17 protein-coding genes and 3 pseudogenes are annotated in these 19617 nt (G+C 61.2%); 18 read left to right on the plus strand and 2 right to left on the minus strand.

What is annotated here, in order from left to right; translation table 11 throughout:
• Positions 1-324 precede the first annotated feature (324 nt).
• The 3 genes and pseudogenes from ACUN0E_RS00950 to ACUN0E_RS00960 form a co-directional block, all read left to right on the plus strand.
• The gene (locus ACUN0E_RS00950) at positions 325-1269 is read left to right on the plus strand and encodes a SphA family protein (protein WP_445565308.1); all 945 of its coding nucleotides are present in this window, start codon (positions 325-327) and stop codon (positions 1267-1269) included.
• A gap of 55 nt (positions 1270-1324) precedes the next feature.
• The gene (locus ACUN0E_RS00955) at positions 1325-2701 is read left to right on the plus strand and encodes an MFS transporter (protein ID WP_445565309.1); all 1377 of its coding nucleotides are present in this window, start codon (positions 1325-1327) and stop codon (positions 2699-2701) included.
• Between the two features lie 80 nt (positions 2702-2781).
• A pseudogene (locus tag ACUN0E_RS00960) lies at positions 2782-2940 on the plus strand (transposase domain-containing protein); the annotation flags it as partial.
• 160 nt (positions 2941-3100) lie between these two features.
• On the opposite strand, the gene ACUN0E_RS00965 reads toward ACUN0E_RS00960, so the two are convergent.
• A complete protein-coding gene (locus ACUN0E_RS00965) occupies positions 3101-3835 on the minus strand; it encodes a FadR/GntR family transcriptional regulator (protein ID WP_445570342.1) in 735 nt (244 codons plus the stop codon).
• 227 nt (positions 3836-4062) lie between these two features.
• Between ACUN0E_RS00965 and ACUN0E_RS00970 the strand changes: the two genes are divergently transcribed.
• The 10 genes and pseudogenes from ACUN0E_RS00970 (at position 4063) to iolB (ending at position 13398) form a co-directional block, all read left to right on the plus strand.
• Positions 4063-4962, plus strand: coding sequence for a hypothetical protein (locus ACUN0E_RS00970; protein ID WP_445565310.1), 900 nt, complete (start codon positions 4063-4065; stop codon positions 4960-4962).
• Positions 4937-5356, plus strand: coding sequence for a nuclear transport factor 2 family protein (locus tag ACUN0E_RS00975; protein ID WP_445565311.1), 420 nt, complete (start codon positions 4937-4939; stop codon positions 5354-5356). Before ACUN0E_RS00970 ends, ACUN0E_RS00975 begins: the two co-directional genes overlap by 26 nt.
• A 178-nt stretch (positions 5357-5534) precedes the next feature.
• Positions 5535-6398: a 3,4-dihydroxyphenylacetate 2,3-dioxygenase gene (hpaD, locus tag ACUN0E_RS00980; RefSeq protein ID WP_408389865.1), complete on the plus strand. Its 864-nt coding sequence runs from the start codon at positions 5535-5537 to the stop codon at positions 6396-6398.
• A gap of 380 nt (positions 6399-6778) precedes the next feature.
• Positions 6779-7467: pseudogene (locus tag ACUN0E_RS00985) on the plus strand (IS6 family transposase).
• Between the two features lie 32 nt (positions 7468-7499).
• Positions 7500-7964 (plus strand): CoA transferase, encoded by a 465-nt coding sequence (locus ACUN0E_RS00990; RefSeq protein WP_445565312.1) that lies wholly within the window; start codon positions 7500-7502, stop codon positions 7962-7964.
• A complete protein-coding gene (locus tag ACUN0E_RS00995; protein WP_445565313.1) occupies positions 7961-8581 on the plus strand; it encodes a GMC family oxidoreductase in 621 nt (206 codons plus the stop codon). The genes ACUN0E_RS00990 and ACUN0E_RS00995 overlap by 4 nt, the downstream gene beginning before the upstream one ends.
• Positions 8470-9585 (plus strand): GMC family oxidoreductase, encoded by a 1116-nt coding sequence (locus ACUN0E_RS01000; RefSeq protein WP_445565314.1) that lies wholly within the window; start codon positions 8470-8472, stop codon positions 9583-9585. The genes ACUN0E_RS00995 and ACUN0E_RS01000 overlap by 112 nt, the downstream gene beginning before the upstream one ends.
• A gap of 389 nt (positions 9586-9974) precedes the next feature.
• Positions 9975-11033, plus strand: a complete 1059-nt coding sequence (gene uxuA / locus ACUN0E_RS01005; protein ID WP_445565315.1) for a mannonate dehydratase — start codon at positions 9975-9977, stop codon at positions 11031-11033.
• Positions 11020-12498, plus strand: coding sequence for a mannitol dehydrogenase family protein (locus tag ACUN0E_RS01010; RefSeq protein WP_445565316.1), 1479 nt, complete (start codon positions 11020-11022; stop codon positions 12496-12498). Before uxuA ends, ACUN0E_RS01010 begins: the two co-directional genes overlap by 14 nt.
• Before the next feature lie 69 nt (positions 12499-12567).
• Positions 12568-13398, plus strand: a complete 831-nt coding sequence (gene iolB / locus ACUN0E_RS01015; protein WP_445565317.1) for a 5-deoxy-glucuronate isomerase — start codon at positions 12568-12570, stop codon at positions 13396-13398.
• A 16-nt stretch (positions 13399-13414) separates the two neighbouring features.
• Here the strand turns inward: iolB and ACUN0E_RS01020 are convergent, their stop codons facing one another.
• Entirely contained in the window at positions 13415-14410 is a 996-nt protein-coding gene (locus ACUN0E_RS01020) for a LysR substrate-binding domain-containing protein (protein ID WP_445565318.1), read from the minus strand.
• A gap of 187 nt (positions 14411-14597) precedes the next feature.
• On the opposite strand from ACUN0E_RS01020, the gene ACUN0E_RS01025 reads away from it, so the two are divergent.
• From ACUN0E_RS01025 to lhgO, 5 genes and pseudogenes are all read left to right on the plus strand, one after another.
• Positions 14598-15764, plus strand: a complete 1167-nt coding sequence (locus ACUN0E_RS01025; RefSeq protein WP_445565319.1) for a M24 family metallopeptidase — start codon at positions 14598-14600, stop codon at positions 15762-15764.
• Positions 15765-15853: 89 nt separating this feature from the next.
• Positions 15854-17239 (plus strand): MFS transporter, encoded by a 1386-nt coding sequence (locus tag ACUN0E_RS01030; protein ID WP_445565320.1) that lies wholly within the window; start codon positions 15854-15856, stop codon positions 17237-17239.
• A gap of 319 nt (positions 17240-17558) precedes the next feature.
• Positions 17559-18260 carry a FadR/GntR family transcriptional regulator gene (locus ACUN0E_RS01035; protein ID WP_408267086.1) on the plus strand — a complete coding sequence of 234 codons (702 nt, stop codon included), beginning with the start codon at positions 17559-17561 and terminating at the stop codon, positions 18258-18260.
• Between the two features lie 151 nt (positions 18261-18411).
• Positions 18412-18468: pseudogene (locus ACUN0E_RS01040) on the plus strand (hypothetical protein); the annotation flags it as partial.
• Positions 18469-18556: 88 nt separating this feature from the next.
• Positions 18557-19606 carry an L-2-hydroxyglutarate oxidase gene (gene lhgO / locus ACUN0E_RS01045; RefSeq protein ID WP_445565321.1) on the plus strand — a complete coding sequence of 350 codons (1050 nt, stop codon included), beginning with the start codon at positions 18557-18559 and terminating at the stop codon, positions 19604-19606.
• Positions 19607-19617: the final 11 nt, after the last annotated feature.

A 19617-nucleotide genomic window follows, 5' to 3' on the forward strand; every position in this document is an offset into this window, starting at 1 on the left:
TACCGCCGACGATTACGCCGCCCTGATGCCCTCGAACAGGCCCGCCCGGCTATGTTAGGTTCCTCGCTTCTCCCGACGCTCTCGGACTGGCGTCGTTAATCGACGGCTGACATTTCTTCTCCGTCAGATGACCGTTTGCCCATCGCCGTCTCTTCAGACAGACCTCGGAACGCCGCTCTGCTGATTGGATAACGCATCTTCTTGCTGCTCCGGCCTAAGGGAAAACACCACGCCCCTACTTCTTTCACAGTGCCTTCTATCAATATACACTCGATACCAAGTTACAAGGTGACTTGAAGACATAAGACTTGACAAGGGGAAGACATGAGTCACGGAAATACATTGCGCCGCTGGCTACTGAGTGCCGTCGGCCTCGCTTGCGGCGTCGCAACGATGCCCTCTCACGCTTATGAGCCTGGGTATCCTGGCTGGTCAATGCCGGCGGGCGCGACGTTGGGCATGACGGCCGCGCCGGCACCGTTGCCCGGTTTGTATAGCAGTGAGATGCTTTACGTACAGCAATCGAATACTACTGGTCCAGGCGCCACCAAGCAGTCGACGTCGATCGACGTTAATACTTTTGTAGCATCGCTTATGTGGTCTCCTGGCTGGACCGTTCTCGGCGGCAGGTACGAAGCGCTCATTGTGCAGCCCTTCACGATGAACGCTGCGGGTGCACCGCTTAACGTCTCCCACTCTGGCGTGCACAACACGGTGATCGCGCCAGTGCAACTGAGCTGGAACCTGGGGAATACTGGGGTCTATGTGAAGACCGGTGTGGCGGTGGTGATGCCTGACGGCACTATCGAGGGACCCGCAGGGCTCACCAGTATCGGCAACCCCTGGTGGATTATCCAACCTAACCTATCCGTTTCTTACTTGAGAAACGGTTGGAGCCTGACGGGAAATGTATCGACCGAGTTCAATACTGCGAACACCTATACCGGTTACCGGACGGGCGATATCCTGCATGCGGACCTGTCGGCCACGAAGGCGCTCGGAAAATGGAAAGTCGGGCCGGTTATGACATACGTTGGACAAATCAGCAATGACACATCGAGCGCTTATTACCACGACAATATCATAACCAATCGTTATAACCTGCTTGCATTGGGGGGGCTCGTCAGTTACGACTTCGGCCCGGTAAAGCTGAGTCTGTGGGCAACCAGGGACGTGCTGGGGACGGCGACCGGCGGGGGAACAGGAACCGACTCGGCCACGATCACCAAGGGCTACCATGTGTTCGGCAACGTGAATTTCAAGTTCTAGTTGGGCAGCGAAGCAATAGTGCCAGGGTATTCTCCCTGGCAAAAGGAGACACAAGATGCAAACAGGCATCAAGCGTGACCTCGAATCAATCATTGATGCAAGTCCTGTGAGTCGCTTCCAAGTCGCGATCATGATGTTGTGTGCGCTCGTGGCAATGCTCGACGGGTTCGATACGCAAACCATTGCCTTCGTGGCGCCGGCAATCATCAAGGACTGGCACGTAGCGCCTTCAGCGTTCGGTGCGGTGTTCGGCGCTGGCCTGCTGGGCGGTCTGCTGGGTGCCATTATCTTTGGCGTTGTAAGCGACCGGCTCGGCAGAAAGCCGGTTCTGCTGGGTACTGTTCTGCTTTTCTCGGTCGCTTCCCTGCTTACGCCGCTATGCAATTCGCTGCCATCGCTGACTGCCATTCGCTTTATCACGGGGCTCGGGCTCGGCGGCGCGCTTCCGTGCTTCGTGTCGCTGACCTCCGAATATGCGCCGCGGCGGTTGCGTTCCACACTCGTCACGACTATGTTCTGCGGCTTCCCGCTTGGCGCTGTTATCGGTGGATTGGTGTCGGCGCATTTGATTCCCGCCTTTGGCTGGCCGAGCGTCTTTGTCGTCGGTGGCGTGCTACCGCTGTTCACCATTCCGCTCCTGGCGGCATTCGCGCCCGAATCGGCCCACTTTCTCGAGTTGCGTCGGGACCATGCTGCGATTGCGCGCGTGTTGCGGCACATGCGTTCGGAATTCGATTGGAGCGGCCAGCTGCCCAATCTCGGGTATGGTACGGGCGTCCCTGTCGTTAATCTGTTCAGGGAAGGGCGCGCGCCTGGTACGATTCTGTTGTGGATCACGTTGTTTCTGAGTCTGTTGCTGACGTATTTCCTCGTTAACTGGGTACCCATTGTTGCGGAGCGCAACGGACTGGGTATTGCAAGCGCCGTCCGGGCTGCATCGATGCTCAATTTTGGCTCGATATTTGGCTGCATCGTGCTTGGGAGAATCGGCGACCGGTTCGGTATGGCCCGTGTAGTGGGATGCGCATTTGCGCTCGGCGCAGTCGCGATCGCATTGTTAGGCGTCGCGGGGGATTCCGCCTTATTGCTGGGGACGATTGCGTTTTTCGCCGGATTTTTCAGCCTTGGCGCCCAGGTCTGTACCGTTGCAATGTGTGCTGGTTTCTATGACACGTTTTTCCGCGCCACGGGTATTGGTTGGTCGATGGGCGTCGGCCGTCTGGGTGCGATCGTCGGTCCGGTTCTCGGCGGATTGTTGCTCGGTGCGGGTATGGCGCCTTCCACGATCTTTCTCGTCATCGGCTCGGCTTCGATTGGAGCCGCAATCACCTCATTTGCGATCGGACGCTTCGTATTGCGCGGCCGCCGGTTGCGATCCGAAGAAGCGCCTGTCCACACGTCAGGCGCCGCGCCGTCCCGTCACGCAGGTTGAGGCAGCGCTGCCATCTCGCGACGGAGGCAATGGCGTCGCGCGTGGGAGCCTGCCGGTCTTTCTTTCTTAAGTACACGACAGCTGCCATCATGAGCCGGATTCGATCAGCACAGTTCAACGGTCACGATCCGTACGTCGACTTGAAAGACGTACTTACCCGGGTGCCTGCCCACCGAGCCGACAATATCGCGCTGTTGTTCCGGCATCGCCGGTCCCCCGCAGCAGCGTGGTCGGCATAGTTCGTTGACCTGAGGCGCCCTTACTGGGTGCTTGCGAAGTACCGGCGATCCGCACAGTCGACGATTGCTGCGGGGAACCGATGACCGCGATACAGCGATTTTCTGTTCTTCATCGCCTCACCTTACGACACCCGCTCCTCAACCTGACAATGCTCTGCGGCTAGACCGTGCGTTGCAGCAGCGAGGACAGGAGTGCGGTAAGCGCCGGATCGGTCACGACAGCAGCACTGCCTTTCGGCTGCGCGGTGATGACCTTCAACGCGCGCTCGTGATAGGCGAGCGCCGCAGTCCTCGCCGCTTTCGGATCCCTGGCTTCGATCGCCTTTAAAACGCGCTGCCGTTCCTTACCCATCGCACTCGCCGTCGCCCGCCAGCTCTCCACGGTACCTCCCGACAACTCGACTCCTAGCCCTATCTGCACGCGCGTGAAGAATCGGCATAGCGCGGCAAGCAGCGGATTGCCGGAAGCGTGGCCGATCGCACCGAGAAACGTACTGACTGCCGCGGAAATGACCTGCGCATTCTCGCCGTCCTGAATCTCGTGCAGAGCCTTGTGCATGACCTCGAGATCGTCCTGCGTCGCGTGTATTGCCGCCAGTTCCGCCGCGTACGAAATCAGGCCTCCCAGCACGCCGAGAACCTGCGGCGCGCCGATGCGTTCGATCTGAATCATCGAAGAGAGGGAGAGGGCGATCAACTGATCCGGCTCGGCCGTCACATAGGAGCCACTGCCATGGCGAACCTCCACGAGTTGCGCGGTGACCTGCTCCCGCAAGGCTTCGCGAATGGTTGCTTCGCTCACGCCGTAGCCGTCCGCGAGCTGTTTTTCTGTCGGCAACCGGCTTTCGTGTGGGAGTTGTCCGCTCAGAATGCGCTCGCGCAGATCCCCGAGGATCTGTTCGGCGGCATTGCCGCGCTCAAGCCGTTTCGAAGGTTGCCACTAGGGAGTGGTTGCGTCAGACATGAGTTTTCCTTTTGAGTTGGTTGTATTATACTGAACTCTCGTTATCTAGTGACCAGGTGACAAATTGAGTGCGACGCCCTGACCACCCAGCGGCCGACGGCATTGTCGTGGCTTGGTGCAACGCCGGCGGACGCGTGGAATCCATCACAGGAGGATGCATGAAGATCAAACTTTTCAGCAAGGACGACTGGCACAAAGATCATCCCACCGGAACCGTCGTTTTCCAGTACTGCCTCGAGGGCGATCCGATGTCGCCCGAGAACTTCATGCTGGTACTCGGACGTCAGGATGGCGACTTCTACATGCCGCGCCACCGGCATAATTTCGAGCAGATCCGCTTGCCGCTCGTCGGGGACATGGTCATTGGCGAGGGCCTCAAGCTCAGGCAGGGGCACGTTGGATACTTTCCCGAAGGGTTGCCTTACGGTCCGCAGGACGACCCCCTTGGCAAGGCGCCGCCAGGGGAGCGTCTCCAGCTCGTCCTGCAGTTCGGCGGCTCCTCGGGGTGCGGCTTCATGAGCATGAGTCAAAGACTCGCCGCAAGGGACGATCTGGCGAAGGAAGGGGAATTTGTGGGTCCCAATTACCGCCATCCAGGCGGAAAGATCGAGTGGGGTCTCAATGTGATCTGGCGGCATGTCTTCGGCGAGCGCCTCAAATATCCCATGCCGCGCTATCCAAAGGTGGTCATCGCCGATCCCGCCCGCTTCAACTGGATTCCGACACCGGAGACGGTCGGTGTATCCAGCAAATTCCTCGGTGCCTTCTCGGAGCGGGCCGCATGGATTGAAATGGTAAAGCTCGCGCCGGGCTCCAGTTGGACGTCTACTCACGCCACTGCGGTACGCCTGCTGTTCGTGGTTAGCGGCGCCGGTGTCATCGGCGCCGAATCAATCGCCCCCTACAGTTCCGTGCAGGTCGAGGCAGGTGAGACGCTCAACCTGCACAGCAGTGACGAAGTCCAGATATTTCTCATGGGTTTGCCGCCGATCGTCATACCTGCCGATAGCGAAGCCGAATTCGAACTCGTCGATGGAGCAGCCCATGACAAGGTCTGACCTTTCGCCTATTGAGCGCCTGCTCAGCGATTTTTCGTTTTATGCGGATCGCGGAGACGGCGCGGCGCTGGCAGAACTGTTTGTTCCTGATGGCGTTTTATACGTGGGGGGGCAGAAACTGGAGGGGCGCGAGAAAATTGCCGATGATTGCAACCGACGCGCTCTGCAGTCGGATCGCAAAACCCGGCATATCTGGTCCAATCTTCGCGTTGAGCGCGCAGACCCAAACACCGCGAGCACGACAGCCGTTCAGCTTACCTTCGAACAACGCGATATCGATACACCGACGCAATTGCGCATCAGCGACCTGTTCGATGAACTGCAGAAGGGCGTCGATGGCGTCTGGCGCTTCGCGTGCCGCACGATCAACCGTGAAATGGCACTCAGCATCTAAGGTCTCGATGGGATGCGTTCAGGAAAATTAGCAACGCTAGTAAAGACTACTTCATGCGATTGCGTCCGATATAAATCATACACAGCAAGCCAGATCCCTTGGCTCAATGGAAACTGCCTGTTTATCTGTGGCCAGAGAAACTAGAAATTTTGGACTAAACCAAACAAAGGAAGTCGAAATGGGAAAACTCGCTTTAGCCGCGAAGGTCACTCACGTTCCGTCGTTGTATTTATCAGAACTTGACGGCCCGTACCACGGTTGTCGTCAGGCGGCCATTGACGGCCACCGTGAGATTGGCCGACGCTGCCGCGAACTTGGCGTGGATACCATCGTAGTGTTCGACGTGCACTGGCTTGTGACGAGTGAATATCACATCAATTGTGCGCCCCGGTTCGACGGCGTCTATACGAGTAACGAACTACCCCACTTCATCAAGAACATGCCATACGGTTGTCCTGGCAACGTAGCGCTCGGTCATCTTATTGCGCAGGTGGCAAATGAAATGGGTGTCAAAGCCAGGGCACATAGCGATACCACACTCGACCTCGAATATGGCACGTTGGTTCCCATGCGCTATATGAATGGGGACGAGCATTTCAAAGCCGTATCGATTTCCGGCTGGTGTATGTGGCACGATCTTGCGACCAGTGCGCGCTTTGGTCTCGCAGTGCGTAAAGCGATTGAGGAGCACTACGACGGCACGGTTGCGATTCTCGCAAGCGGCTCGCTCAGCCATCACTTTGCCGATAACGGTACAGCTGCACAGTTCATGGATAGAGTCTGGGATCCGTTTCTGGAACAAACGGACCGCACGGTAGTCGGGTTATGGGAGGCAGGTGACTGGAAAACATTCTGTGAGATGCTTCCGCTCTACAGCCAGAAGTGTTGGGGTGAGGGGGGTATGCATGACACCGCGATGCTATTGGGAGCCCTGGGCTGGGACAGCTACGAGAGCAGGGTCGAAGTTATTACGCCGTACTTCGGTAGCTCGGGAACCGGTCAGATCAATGCCATTTTCCCCGTTACGCCACTTTCTGTTTAACCGCAAATTCACACTGCGATAGCACCTCTTCTTCGGGTGTTGCGGCTATTTGAACAATTGCAACGTGGTGCGCGGGGCAATCGTTCAGACGACATAAAAAAAGATTCTGCAAACTTTCAACTTAAGAAAGCGGTGACGCCGAACGGATGCGAAGAGCACATGCTCCGTAGCTATGCAGAGCGCGGTATCATTTTTTTACGACGAGGCATCAATCAGTGGATCAGGACGCTCTTTCCCAGCTCACGCCACACGGCGTGCTGCGTGTAGGAATTAATCTCGGCAACTTTCTGCTGGTTTCCGGCAGGGATCCGTTCGGTTCGGTCGTGTCGCAATAAGCATGCGCTATGATGTTCGGGACAACCTGAAGGCCTGAGAGTTTGATGAAATTGCTGAATCCAACCGTCGCTCGCGTGCTCAAACGCCTGCACTATCCGCTTGACGTCATGTTGATGTGCGTGCGCTGGTAAGTGGCCTACGGGCTGAGCGTGCGAAATCTGGAAGAGATGATGGCCGAGCGTGGCATCCAGGTCGATCATTCGACCGTGCATCGTTGGACCATCAAACTGCTTCCGGTGTTGGAGAAGGTGTTCCGACGTCAAAAGCGCCCCGTTGGAAGGAGCTGGCATGTCGATGAGACCTCCATCAAGGTCAAGGGCCACTGGAAGTATTTGTATCGCGCCGTTGACAAGGCCGGTCACACGGTCTTCTGCTGCGCGCCCACCGAGACAAGGCTGCAGCGCAGTGCTACTTTGAAAAATCGATCGACCATAACGGCGAACCCGAGACGGTCACGATCGACAAGAGTGGGGCGAATCTGGCCGCGCTCGAGGCCCTCAACGCCGGGCGCGACACGCCGATCAAGATCCGCCAGAACAAGTATCTGAATAACATCGTGGAACAGGCCCACCGGGCTATCAAGCGACGTACCCGGCCGATGCTTGGGTTCAAGACCTTTCGATGTGCCCGTATTTTGCTGGGCGGTATCGAGCTCATGCACATGATTGCGAAAGGGCAGATGCAAAACAGCAGTAGCGGTCAGACTCCCGCCGAGCAGTTCTACTCGTTATAAAAATAAGCATCCCTTATTATTTCGATATTTCTATGCTCACCGTTCTTAATGCGACAGAACCGTGCCGCGCGTTGCAGCGCGAAGACCTGCTGACCGACGAGCGCTTTATCGGCAACACCGCCCGCACCGCGCATCGCCATGCGCTCGACAAGATTCTCGAAGAGGCGTTCGCGACTCACATGGCCGAACATTGGGTCGCGCATCTGAGCGCCGCCGACGTCCCGTGCGCGATGGTGCAGGATTACCACACGGCGCTGACGCAGGATCCCCAGATCCGCCACAACCGCACGGTGATCGAGATCGAGCATCCGCGTGTGGGCACCGTCAAGAACATCGCCAGCCCGGTGAATTTTTACGGCAGCCCGGCAACGTATCGCAGGCCTCCGCCGGTGCTCGGTGAACATACGTCCGAAGTGCTTACCGAGTTCGGTTTCAGCGACGAAGAGATCGCCGCACTCGAAAGCCGACGTGTGGCCGACGCGGGAGGCGGATCATGAAATCTTACGCGGCGGACTATGTGATCGTCGGCGCCGGCACGGCGGGTTGCGTGCTCGCGAACCGCTTGACTGAAAATCCGAACGTTAAGGTGATCCTGATCGAGGCGGGCGAGCGCGATCGGCATCCGTACATTCACGTTCCGGCCGGGTTCGTGCGGCTGCTCGACCATCCGGGCGTAACGTGGCGTTACCGCACGCAAGGCAGCGAGCATACCGGGGGGCGCGAGATACTGTTTCCGCGTGGCCGGGGTCTCGGCGGATCGAGGGCGATCAACGGGCTGCTGTATGTGCGGCCGTTTGCCGAGGATATCGACGGTTGGGAACGCGCGGGCGCGACCGGCTGGAACTTCGACAACTGCCTGCCGTACTACAGCCGCTCGGAGACGTGGACCGAAGGGCGCAGTCCGCAACGCGGCACTCAAGGTCCGATCCGCGTGAGCCGCGTGCAGAATCCGCCGGAAATCTGCGGCTCGGTCGTGCGCGCCGCGAAGCAGGCGGGCCTCGAATGCGTCGACGACCCCAACAGCACGACGTACGGCCCGTCGGTGTTCTATTACCAGCGGACCCGCACGGACGGCGCCGCTCGAGCGCCGCGCGCGGTTATCTGCGGCCCGTGATGGCACGTCAGAATCTGACTGTGCTGACCGGCCTTCAGGTGACGTCGCTCGCAGGCGGCGTGCAGGTGACGGGCGTCAGCGCCGTCACGGGTAGCGGCGAAAACGTCGAGATTCGCGCGGCGCGTGAGGTGATCCTGAGCGCGGGAGTGATCGGCACGCCGAAGCTGCTGGAACTGAACGGCATCGGCGATAGCGACGTGCTCGATAACGCCGGCATCCGCACGCGGGTCTCGCTGCCGGGTGTCGGTGCGAATCTTCAGGATCACTACGTGGTCAGGCTCGGCTTTCGCGTGCGCGGTTCGCAGACGGCGAACGAACGGTCGCACGGTCTCGCGCTCGCGCGCGAAATGATGCGCTACGTGGTGAGCGGCAGCGGCGTGCTGACCTATAGCGCCGCGATCGTCGGTGGTTTTGGGCGGACGTCGCTCGCGAAGTGGCCGGACGTGCAGTATGTGATGGCGCCGGCCAGCTTCGCGGCGGGGCGCATCGGCGTGCTCGAGTCGGAGCCGGGCGTGTCGTGCGGAGTCTGGCAGATGCGGCCCGAGAGCCGCGGCCACGTGCATATCCGCAGCAGCGACGCGAGCGTCGCGCCGGTAATCGCTCCCGAGTATCTGAGTCATGAACTCGATCGTGCGACGGTCGTCGAGGGACTGAAATCCGGCCGGAAGATTTTTGCGCAGCCGGAGATCGCGCGCTACATCGTTGACGAAACCGTGCCCGGGCGCGCAGCTGCGAGCGACAAGCAACTGCTGCAGTACGCGCGCGACAACGGTTCGACGGTGTATCACGCAGTCGGCACTTGCCGGATGGGCGACGACGCGATGAGCGTGGTCGACGCGAATCTGCGCGTGCGCGGGATGACGGGCTTACGAATCGTGGACGCGTCGGTGATGCCATCGATTACGTCGACCAACACCAATGCGACCGTGTTGATGCTCGCGGAGCGCGCGGCGGAGATCATTCTGCATGGCGCGAAGCAGGCGCAGGCGGCAGTGGAAAAGTGAGGGAGCGAAGCAGGCCTGCGAATCCAGCGAAACGTAAGTCGGTCCCCCGCGCTTCGCGTGCCCCGGCGGGGAGATCTGGTGCGTTCAGCCATGCAGCCAGCGCAGCCGCTGGCCGCTGTGCCCTGGCTGGTTGGCAACGGACGGGCCGTGATGTTGCAACTGTATGTATTCCATAATCGTATAGATAAAGCGATATTCTTCATTATAAAGGCATGCCAATCGCCGCTAGTATGCAGAGTCCTGGCTGCTCCCCCGCGTGAACCCGACAGGCGCGCGGCGTCCATCCGCCGTCTCGCCGCGCTGGGTCGATGCGGAAGGGCCGAACAAACCATTCACTGATGCGCAGCGTCGTCGAAGGCGAAGCGAGCGTGTGAGGAGGAGACTCGATCGTGAAAATGACCTTTCGCTGGTATGGCGACACGGACCCCGTGCCGCTCGCTTATATCCGCCAGATCCCCGGCATGGTCGGGGTCGTCTCGGCGATCTATGACGTGCCTGTGGGCGAGGTGTGGCCGATCGACCGGATCCTGTCGCTGAAGGAGAAGATAGAGGCTCACGGCCTGACGCTGGAAGTGATCGAAAGCGTGCCGGTGCACGAGGACATCAAGCTCGGCAAACCGGCGCGCGACACGCTCATCGCCAACTACGGCCAGACGCTGCGTAACCTCGGCGCCTGCGGCGTGAAGGTGGTCTGCTACAACTTCATGCCGGTTTTCGACTGGACCCGCACCTCGCTGGAAATGCCTCTGCCCGATGGATCGACGACGCTCGCGTTCGACACGCAAGCGATCCGCGAGCTCGACGTCAGCCACGGTATCCAGCTGCCCGGCTGGGACGCGAGCTATCGGCCCGAGCAGTTGAGAGCCCTGCTGCGCGACTACGAAGCGCTTGACGAAGCCGGTCTCTGGGCCAATCTCGACTACTTCCTGCGCGCCATCATTCCGGTGGCCAAAGAAGCCGGCATCAAGATGGCGATCCACCCCGACGATCCGCCGCGGCCGATTTTCGGGCTGCCGCGCATCGTGAAGAATCGCGCGGACCTGCAGCGCGTGCTGGCTATCGTCGACGATCCCGCCAACGGCCTGACGCTGTGTTCGGGGTCGCTGGGCGCGGACCTGCAGAACGATATTCCGGCACTGGTGCGCGAGTTCGGCGCGCGTGGCCGGATTCATTTTGCACACCTGCGTAACGTGCAAACCAACGCGGCGGGCGATTTTCATGAGACCTCGCATCGCTCGGCCGACGGCTCGCTCGACATGGCGGAAATCGTCAAAGCCTACTTCGAAACAGGCTTTAAAGGCTATGCAAGGCCGGACCATGGGCGAATGATCTGGGGCGAAACGGGCCGCGCCGGCTATGGGCTGTTCGACCGCGCACTGGGTGCGGTCTACCTGAACGGCATCTGGGAAGGCCTTGCCAAACATCCGGCCTATCATGCGGCTGAGTAATGCCGCCCTGGCTTCGCTCGCGGCGCGCGCCGCTGGCGAAGTCGTCGTTCCTGCCTACGATCGCGCGAGCCTTGCACCAGGCATCGTCCATCTGGGCCTCGGGGCGTTTCATCGCGCGCACCAGGCCGTGTACACCGAGCACACGTTGCGCGCTGGCGATCACCGCTGGGGCATCGTCGGCGTGTCGTTGCGACGTGCGGACACGTCGGAGGCGCTCGCTCCGCAGGATCATCTGTATGCCGTGGATGTGCGCGACGGCATCGCGGATTCGTTCCAGGTGGTCGGTGCGCTTGTCACTTCGCTGGTCGCGCCGCAGTCGCCCGCCGCCGTGCTCGATGCGATGACCGATCCGCGCTGCCATATCGTCAGCTTGACGATCACCGAGAAAGGCTATTGCCGCAATCCGGCCAGTGGCGTATTGCAGTTCGATCATCCCGACATTGCCCATGATCTGCGCGAGGCCGCCGCGCCGCGTAGCGCGATCGGCTTCGTCGTACGCGCGCTGGCGCTGCGCCGCGCGGCCGGTGTGGGTCCGTTTACCGTGCTGTCGTGCGACAACCTGCCGTCCAACGGCGACACGATGCGCGCGTTGACGCTGGCGTTCGCGCGCAAAGCGGATCCTCTGCTGGCCGACTGGATCGAGCTAGAGGGCGCATTTCCCAACACGATGGTGGATCGGATCGTGCCGCTGACCACCGACGCCGATCGCATGCGCGTAGCGAAGCAGCTCGGTGCCGACGATGCGTGGCCGGTGATAACCGAGCCGTTTTCGCAATGGGTGATCGAGGACCGCTTCGCGGGACCGCGGCCGGCATGGGAGCGCGCAGGTGCGACGCTCGTGGGTGACGCGCGTCCCTATGAGCAGGCCAAATTGCGGATGTTGAACGGCGCGCATTCGGCGCTCGCGTACCTCGGGTCGCTGATCGGCTATGACACCGTCGATCAGGCGATCGGCGCGCCGGCCGTGCTGAACTTTGTCGAAAGCATGTTGCGCGACGAGGTGGAGCCGACGCTGTCGCGACCCGCTTTGGCCACCTATCGCGCTGAACTGTTCGCGCGTTTTCGCAACACCGCGCTCGATCACCGCTTGCAACAGATCGCGACCGACGGCTCGCAGAAACTGCCGCAGCGCTGGCTGGAAAGCGTGCGCGCCAACCTGACAAGTGGCAAGCCGACTGAACGTCTTGCCTTTGCGTTGGCCGGCTGGATCGCGTACCTCAGCGGTCAGGACGAGACAGGCCGCACCTACGCCATCGCGGATCCCCTCGCCGACACACTGACCGAGGCGGTCCGCTCGACCTTGCACGCGGGCGCCGTTGATGCGGTAGAAACACTGTTCGAAATCGAGTCGATTTTCGGATGCGATCTGCGTGCACAGCCGCGCTTCGTCGCGCAAGTCGCACGCCATCTGGCGGCGATTCGCGCACAAGGTGTCGTCAAAGCCATGAACGCTTGTACCGCTTGAGGCCATGCACGTAGCCGCAGCGACCGCCGCGTTCTGGCGAGTGGCCGCCCTAAATAACCGGAGGAAAACATGAGCGAGCTGCTCGTCAAACCGTCAAAGCATGCCGAAGACGGTCAGATCATCCATATCACTCCGGCGAGCGCCGGCTGGAAATACGTCGGCTTCGATGTTTTCGACCTGAAGGTTGGCGCCATGGTCACACAGGAGACGGGCGATCGCGAAGTCGTGGTCGTGCTCGTCAGGGGGCACGCAACAGTTGGTTGCGAAGGGCTCGCGAGCCGCGCGATCGGCGCACGGATGTCGCCGTTCGATGGCGCGCCGTGGTCCATGTACGTGCCGCCGTATACGCGCTACACGATCGTGGCCACGGACGACGTCGAACTCGGCATCTGCTCCGCGCCCGCGAAGGGCGGTCTGCCGCCGCGCTTCATTGCACCTGACGAGGTCAAGCAGGAAACCCGCGGCGCTGGCGCCAATCTGCGTCACGTGCGCCAGATCCTTCCGGAAACCGAGCCGGCGGAGAGCTTGCTGGTGGTGGAATCGGTAACGCCGGCGGGCAACTGGTCGAGCTATCCGCCGCATCGGCACGATACCGACAATGGCGAGCAGCAGACCTATCTCGAGGAAACCTATTACCACCGCGTCTCGCCGCCTCAGGGCTTCGCGATTCAGCGCGTCTATACCGACGACCGCAGTCTCGACGAAACGCTCGCGGCGTACGACAAGCATGTCGTGCTGGTGCCGCGCGGCTATCACCCGGTTGCCGCCGCGCACGGCTACGACCTCTACTATCTGAATGTGATGGCCGGTCCGCGCCGCGCCTGGCACGTACATAACGAGCCGGCTCATGAATGGTTACTACAACCCGGCGCAAGCGTCGCGGTGGACGGCGCACGCTGAGTCCCGTTGCGGTAAGTCAGTCGCTGTCGGCGTCGGGGCCCTGGGTGTCGAATCCGGCGGCCTCGTGCAGCGCTTGCAGCATCGCCCGCGCACCGGGCGAGAGCCTGTCGCCGCGCCGTGTGACGATGCCCGCCGGTCCAAGCTTCAGATCGAGTTCGAACGGTAGCGGTTCGAGCGCGCCGGCAATGCAATACGGCCGCACCGGCTCGCGCGCAAGCGGCGCGATCATATCGCTCATCTCCAGCAGACTCGTGATGACAGGCAGCGATGAGCTCTCGACCACATCCGTCGGCAACGCGAGCTGCCGTTCGAGAAAAAGTTGCGTGAACTGATTGCGCATCACGTTGCCTTTCGGCGGCAGGATCCACGTTTGCGGCGCCAGTTCGTTCCAGCTCAGCGTCGTGCGCTTGATGAGCGGGTGGCCAACGCGTGCGAACAGCGCGTGCTGTGCTTCTGCGAGCGGGGCGTAGTGCAGTTCCGCCAGATCGTCCGGATTGCGGATTCGCGCGACGATCATATCCAGCTTGCCTTCCTGCAGACGCTGCACCAGCACCTCGCTGAACTCCATCTCGATGTTGATGCGAATCTGCGGAAAGCGCTTCTTGAGCAGCGCCACGGCTTGCGGCACGAGGTTGGTGGCCGCCGTGACCTCGGTGCCGATCATCGCCTGCCCGGTCAGGCCGGCTTTGAGCGCGGACACTTCGTCGTACGCGTGCTGCAACTCTGCCAGCACGCTGCGTGCATGGCGGATCAGCACCTCGCCGTACCAGGTCGGCTCGACACCGCGGGGATGCCGTTCGAACAATTGCACACCCATAGTCTCTTCCAGTTCCCGCAGCAACTTGGTCGCTCCGGGCTGCGTCATGTGCGCGGCGTCCGCCGCGCGCAATACCGAGCGATGGGTGTCGAGCTGAACGATCAGGGCCAATTGGCGCGTCTTCAGACGCGTGGGGTCGAAGTGGCCCGTCGAGATGGCCCCCGCGCCGTTGTCAGGATGAATGGGCGAGGTCACGATGTCGTCTCCATGTATTCCGTATCGATATAGATTTTGAGTTATTTTTCATTATAAAAGCATATCGATCGATTCTACTATGCAGAAGACGTCCTGCATTCCAAGGCGGGGCGGATTCCCATCATGGGCATCGAGACCGGCTGCATCCGGCATCCGCGCATGCAGCCGCACAGGAGACGAAGAAGCAATGAACACCCGTACCGCAGACATTCCGCCGGAAGGCATCACTACCGACGAGTTCCTCGGCCGCGTCGCCAAGGTCCGCAGCGCACTCGATAAGGCGGGCCTGGTCGGCCTGCTCGCCTTCGGCGATTGCTGGCGTGGCGCGAACATCGGCTACTTTACCGACTTCCGTCCGCTCGACGGCGTATCGGACATAGCCAACGCGATCCTGCTGCTGCCGGTGGACGGCGACCCCGTGCTGTTCGTGTCGGATCAATGCTTCGACTACGCGACGAGTGTGACCGCCTTCGAGGTGCGCAGTCTGCGAGAAGTCACGCAACAGGTGCAGGCATTTTCGGTGCGGCACCGCAGCGGCACGGTCGGCCTTGCCGGCGCCGCCTATATCCCGGCGGACCTGTTGCAGCGCCTGAACGCCGGTCTCGGCGAACTGAACCTCGAACCGACGATGGTGCTGGCCGAAATCAAGGCGATCAAGAGCGACGCCGAAGTGGCGCTGATGCGCAAAGCCGCCGCCTTGACCGATTCGGCGATGGCCGCGATTCGCGACGCGCTCGCCGACCGCCGTCCCTACACCGAGCGTGAACTCGCTCTAATTGCTGACCGTGCAATGCTCGCGGGAGGAGCGGAGCGGACCGCGTTCGATTCGATGGTGCAATCCGGTCCGCGCTCGGCGTATAACCTGGCGCGCCCCACTGACCGCATCCTGCAACCGGGCGACCTGATCATGACCGACATCGGTGCGCGCTATCGTGGGTACGTAGCCGATGGCGGACGCGGTTTCACCTACGGTCCGGCGAATCCCGAGAAGATGGCGATCGTCGCGGCAGCGGCGCGCGCGGTCGAAGCGGGGCTTGCCGCCGCGCGTCCCGGCATGGCGGCCCTGGAACTGAACGCGGTGATCCAGCAGGCGCTGGTGAAATCGAACTACGAGCAATACTCGAGCGAAGCGCGCGGCCATGGCACCGGTCACGGCACCGGCATGGACCCGGAAGAAGAAGCGCCGTGGATCGGGCCGGGCAACAAGACCGTGCTGCAGGAAAACATGGTCTTTACCCTGAAGGCGACGATCACGGTGCCGAACGTCGGCGGTTTGCGCACGGAGCGTATCGTGCGGTTGACCTCGGGCGGCGTCGAAACGCTCGACCAGTTCCCGATGGAACTGCACTGGTGAGTGCAGCAAATTTATCGTAATGTGCCGGCGAATCCACGCCGCCGACACGCAGCAGTTCAAAACATAGATTCCCAGAGAAGGGAGGAGACATGAATACATCGCCCATTTCACCCGGCAACGCGCCGGTTATCAGCCGGTCGGCCGTCAACCGTGTGCTGGTCGCTTCGGTGGTCGGGACCGCCATCGAGTGGTACGACTTTTTTCTCTATGCCACCGCTTCGGCGCTGGTATTCGCCAAGCTGTTCTTCCCCTCGTTCGATCCGGTGGTCGGCACCATCGCGGCGTTCGGCAGCTTTGCGGTCGGCTATCTCGCACGGCCTTTCGGCGCCGTATTCTTCGGGCACTTTGGCGATCGCATCGGACGTAAGGCGACGCTCGTAGCGACGCTGACGATCATGGGCGTCGGCACCTTCGTGATCGGCCTGCTGCCGACTTACGCCTCGATCGGCGTCTGGGCGCCGATCCTGCTGGTGGCGATGCGCTTCCTGCAAGGGCTCGGCGTCGGCGGCGAATGGGGTGGCGCGGTGCTGATGGTGGTCGAAACGGCGCCGGCCAGGAAGCGCGGCTTCTTCGGCGCGTTCCCGCAATTGGGCGTGCCGCTCGGACTGATGCTCTCGACCGCGGTGTTCAAAGCCGTCTCGAGTATGCCGTCGGACGCGTTCTATTCATGGGGATGGCGCCTGCCGTTCCTGCTGAGCGTCGCGCTGATCGCGATCGGCCTGTTCATCCGCCTGCGCGTCATGGAGTCGCCGGTATTCGAACAGATCAAGGCGAGCAAGCAGGTCGTGAAGGCGCCGCTGATCGAATTGCTGCGCCGGCATCCGAAAGACCTCGTGCTGACGATCGGCACGCGTTTCGCGGTCGACATCACCTTCAACGTGATCAACGTGTTCGTGCTGGTATACGGAACGACGCGGCTCGGCTTGTCGCGTGGACTACTGCTGAACGCCATCATTGTGGGCTGCGCGTTTGCGCTGATCACGCTGCCGCTGTTCGGCAAACTGTCGGACGTGATCGGACGCCGGACCGTCTTCATGCTCGGCGCGGTGTTCGTGGCGATCTATGGATTCGCGTTCTTTCCGTTGCTTGAGACACGCAATCCGACCTTGATTTTCGTGGCGTACGTCTGCGGTATCGCGTTGAGCCAGGCGTCGGTGTACGGCGTGCAATCGACGTGGTTTGCCGAACTGTTCGGTACGCGGGTGCGCTATACGGGTGCGTCGCTGCCTTATCAGATCGCCGGCATCATCACGTCAGGACCGACGCCATTGATCGCCACCTATCTGTTCGCCACGTATGGCCAGACGCTGCCCATTTCGATCTATATCGCGGCGACAGGGTTGTTGAGCCTGGTGTGCGCGTTTTTCCTCGCCGAGACTTTCAAGCGGGATCTGTCCGCGGAGCCGGAAGATGAACCGGCCGCAGCGCTGGGCGCGCGTGCGTCCGCGCACTCGCCGCATCCTCTGCCGCGCTGAGCGCAAATCGATCCGGCTGCTATGCCGTGTATGACCTGGTCGTTTTCGGCGCCGTAGCGGCAGCCGGCGAGGCGACCGTCGAGTCGCTAACGCGGGTTGAATGGACGCCTCGTTGGCCCGCTTAATCGCGGATCGGATATAGGAGCGGCGGTTAGGGGCGGCGGCATGGCCTGTCCGATGGCGTGCGCAGTCTGCGCCTGCGGCGCAGGGCTGAAGAGAATGTCATGCGTGGTCGGTGAGCGTGGGAATCCGGTCATCATTTGACACTGCTTGAGTAATTCGCTATTGTCTGACAACCTGATGAAGCGAGATCCTGTTAATGCTTGAGCTTGAACGTCCCGATTCGCTTGTGCAGCGTGTGGTAAGCGCACTTCGCGCGGAAATTGATGCTGGTCATTTTCCTGCCGAATCGCGCCTGCCAACGGAGCAGCAACTGTCGGAACGGCTCAACGTGAGCCGCTCAGTCGTGCGCGAGGCAATCGCGCAGCTGAAGTCGGACGGCGTACTGGTTGCCCGGCGCGGCGCAGGGTCGTTCATTTCGCAGACGCCGTCGGGCACGGTTTTCCGGCTGCCGAGCGGCGGCAAGCAGAAGCTGGATCTTGCGCAACTGTTCGAAATGCGTCTGTGGATCGAAACCCAGGCGGCGATGACCGCGGCGCGCCGACGTACCCCGGAAGATCTGAAGCGTATGAGCGATGCGATCCGCGAGATGGAAAAGAAACGCCTTGATTTCGACGCGGCTTCCGCAGCCGATGTCGCGTTTCACCGGGCCATCGCCGCAGCCACCAAGAACGAGTATTTCGTCGCGTTCCACGACTTCCTGCGCGGCCAACTGGTGGCGGTGCGTCGCGCGCAGTGGGCCAACACGGCGAGCCACGCGGGCGACTACGCGCGCCACGAGCACGGCGAGCTGTACGAGGCTATCGAGCGCGGCGACCATCGGGGCGCCGCCGAGTCGGCTGAGCGGCATTTGCGTGCCGCAGCCAAACGCCAGAAAATCGAGTTACCCCCTAGCGATTGACGATAACGGGCTTGAGCGCGGACCTTCGCGGCCCCGCGCTCAAGCCCGCTAGGCGATCTCTTTTTTTGACTACTTAGTCTGACAACCTGATAAGCGGACGAGAAAGCATTTAGCAAGCTGAATCCGCACAGTAGAAGCGAAGAAGAAAAACATGATTTATGACTTTTGCATCATCGGTGGCGGCATCGTCGGTCTCGCGACTGCGATGGAGTTGCTGCAGCGAGAGCCCACGGCTTCGCTGCTGCTGCTCGAGAAGGACCACGCTCGCGAAGCATCAGACCGGGCACAACAGCGGTGTGATTCACGCTGGCATTTACTACCAGCCGGGCAGTCTGAAGGCGGAGTTGTGCAAGCGCGGCGCCGAGGCAACCAAACAGTTTTGCAGGGAGCATGCCATTCCGTTCGACGTGTGCGGCAAGCTGCTGGTCGCGTCCAATCCGCTCGAACTGTCGCGCATGGAAGCGCTGTACGCGCGCTCGCAACAGAACGGTTTGCGCGTCGAGCGGCTCGACGCCGCCGAGTTGCAGCGCCGCGAGCCGAATATTGTTGGTTTGGGCGGCCTGTTCCTCGATGCGACAGGGATCGTCGATTACCGTCAGGTATGCGAAGCGATGGCGCGCGTCATCAAGAAAGCAGGCGGCGAAATTCGCCTCGGCACGCAGGTCACGTCGATTGGCGAATTGGGCAATTACGTCACCGTCGGCGCCTCGGAGGAACAGCAATGGCAGGCGAAGAAGCTGGTGGTCTGCGGCGGCCTGCAATCGGACCGGCTAGCCAGGCTCGCGGGCGTGAAAATCGATCACCAGATCGTGCCGTTTCGCGGAGAGTACTACCGCTTGCCGGCCTCGAAGAACGACGTGGTGCGTCATTTGATCTATCCGATTCCCGACCCGAATCTGCCATTTCTCGGCGTGCATCTGACGCGGATGATCGACGGTAGCGTGACAGTCGGACCGAATGCGGTGCTCGGTTTCGGCCGCGAAAGCTATCCGAAGCTTTCCGTGAATCTGCGCGACGTCGCCGAATATGCCGCTTTCCCCGGTTTCTGGAAAACCATCTGGCGCAACCTGGGCTCCGGCATGGGCGAGATGAAGAACTCGCTGTTCAAGCGCGGTTATCTCGAGCAATGCCGCAAATACTGCCCGTCGCTGACGGTCGACGATCTGCTGCCATATGAAGCCGGCATTCGCGCGCAAGCCGTGATGCGCGACGGCACGCTGGTGCACGACTTCCTGTTCGCCGACACGCCGCGCATGGTGCACGTGTGCAACGCGCCTTCGCCGGCCGCGACCTCCGCGATGCCGATCGGCTCAATGATCGCCGACCGCATTCTGAAGGCCGCATAACTGACTGGCAC

Source organism: Paraburkholderia sp. D1E, assembly GCF_052682275.1.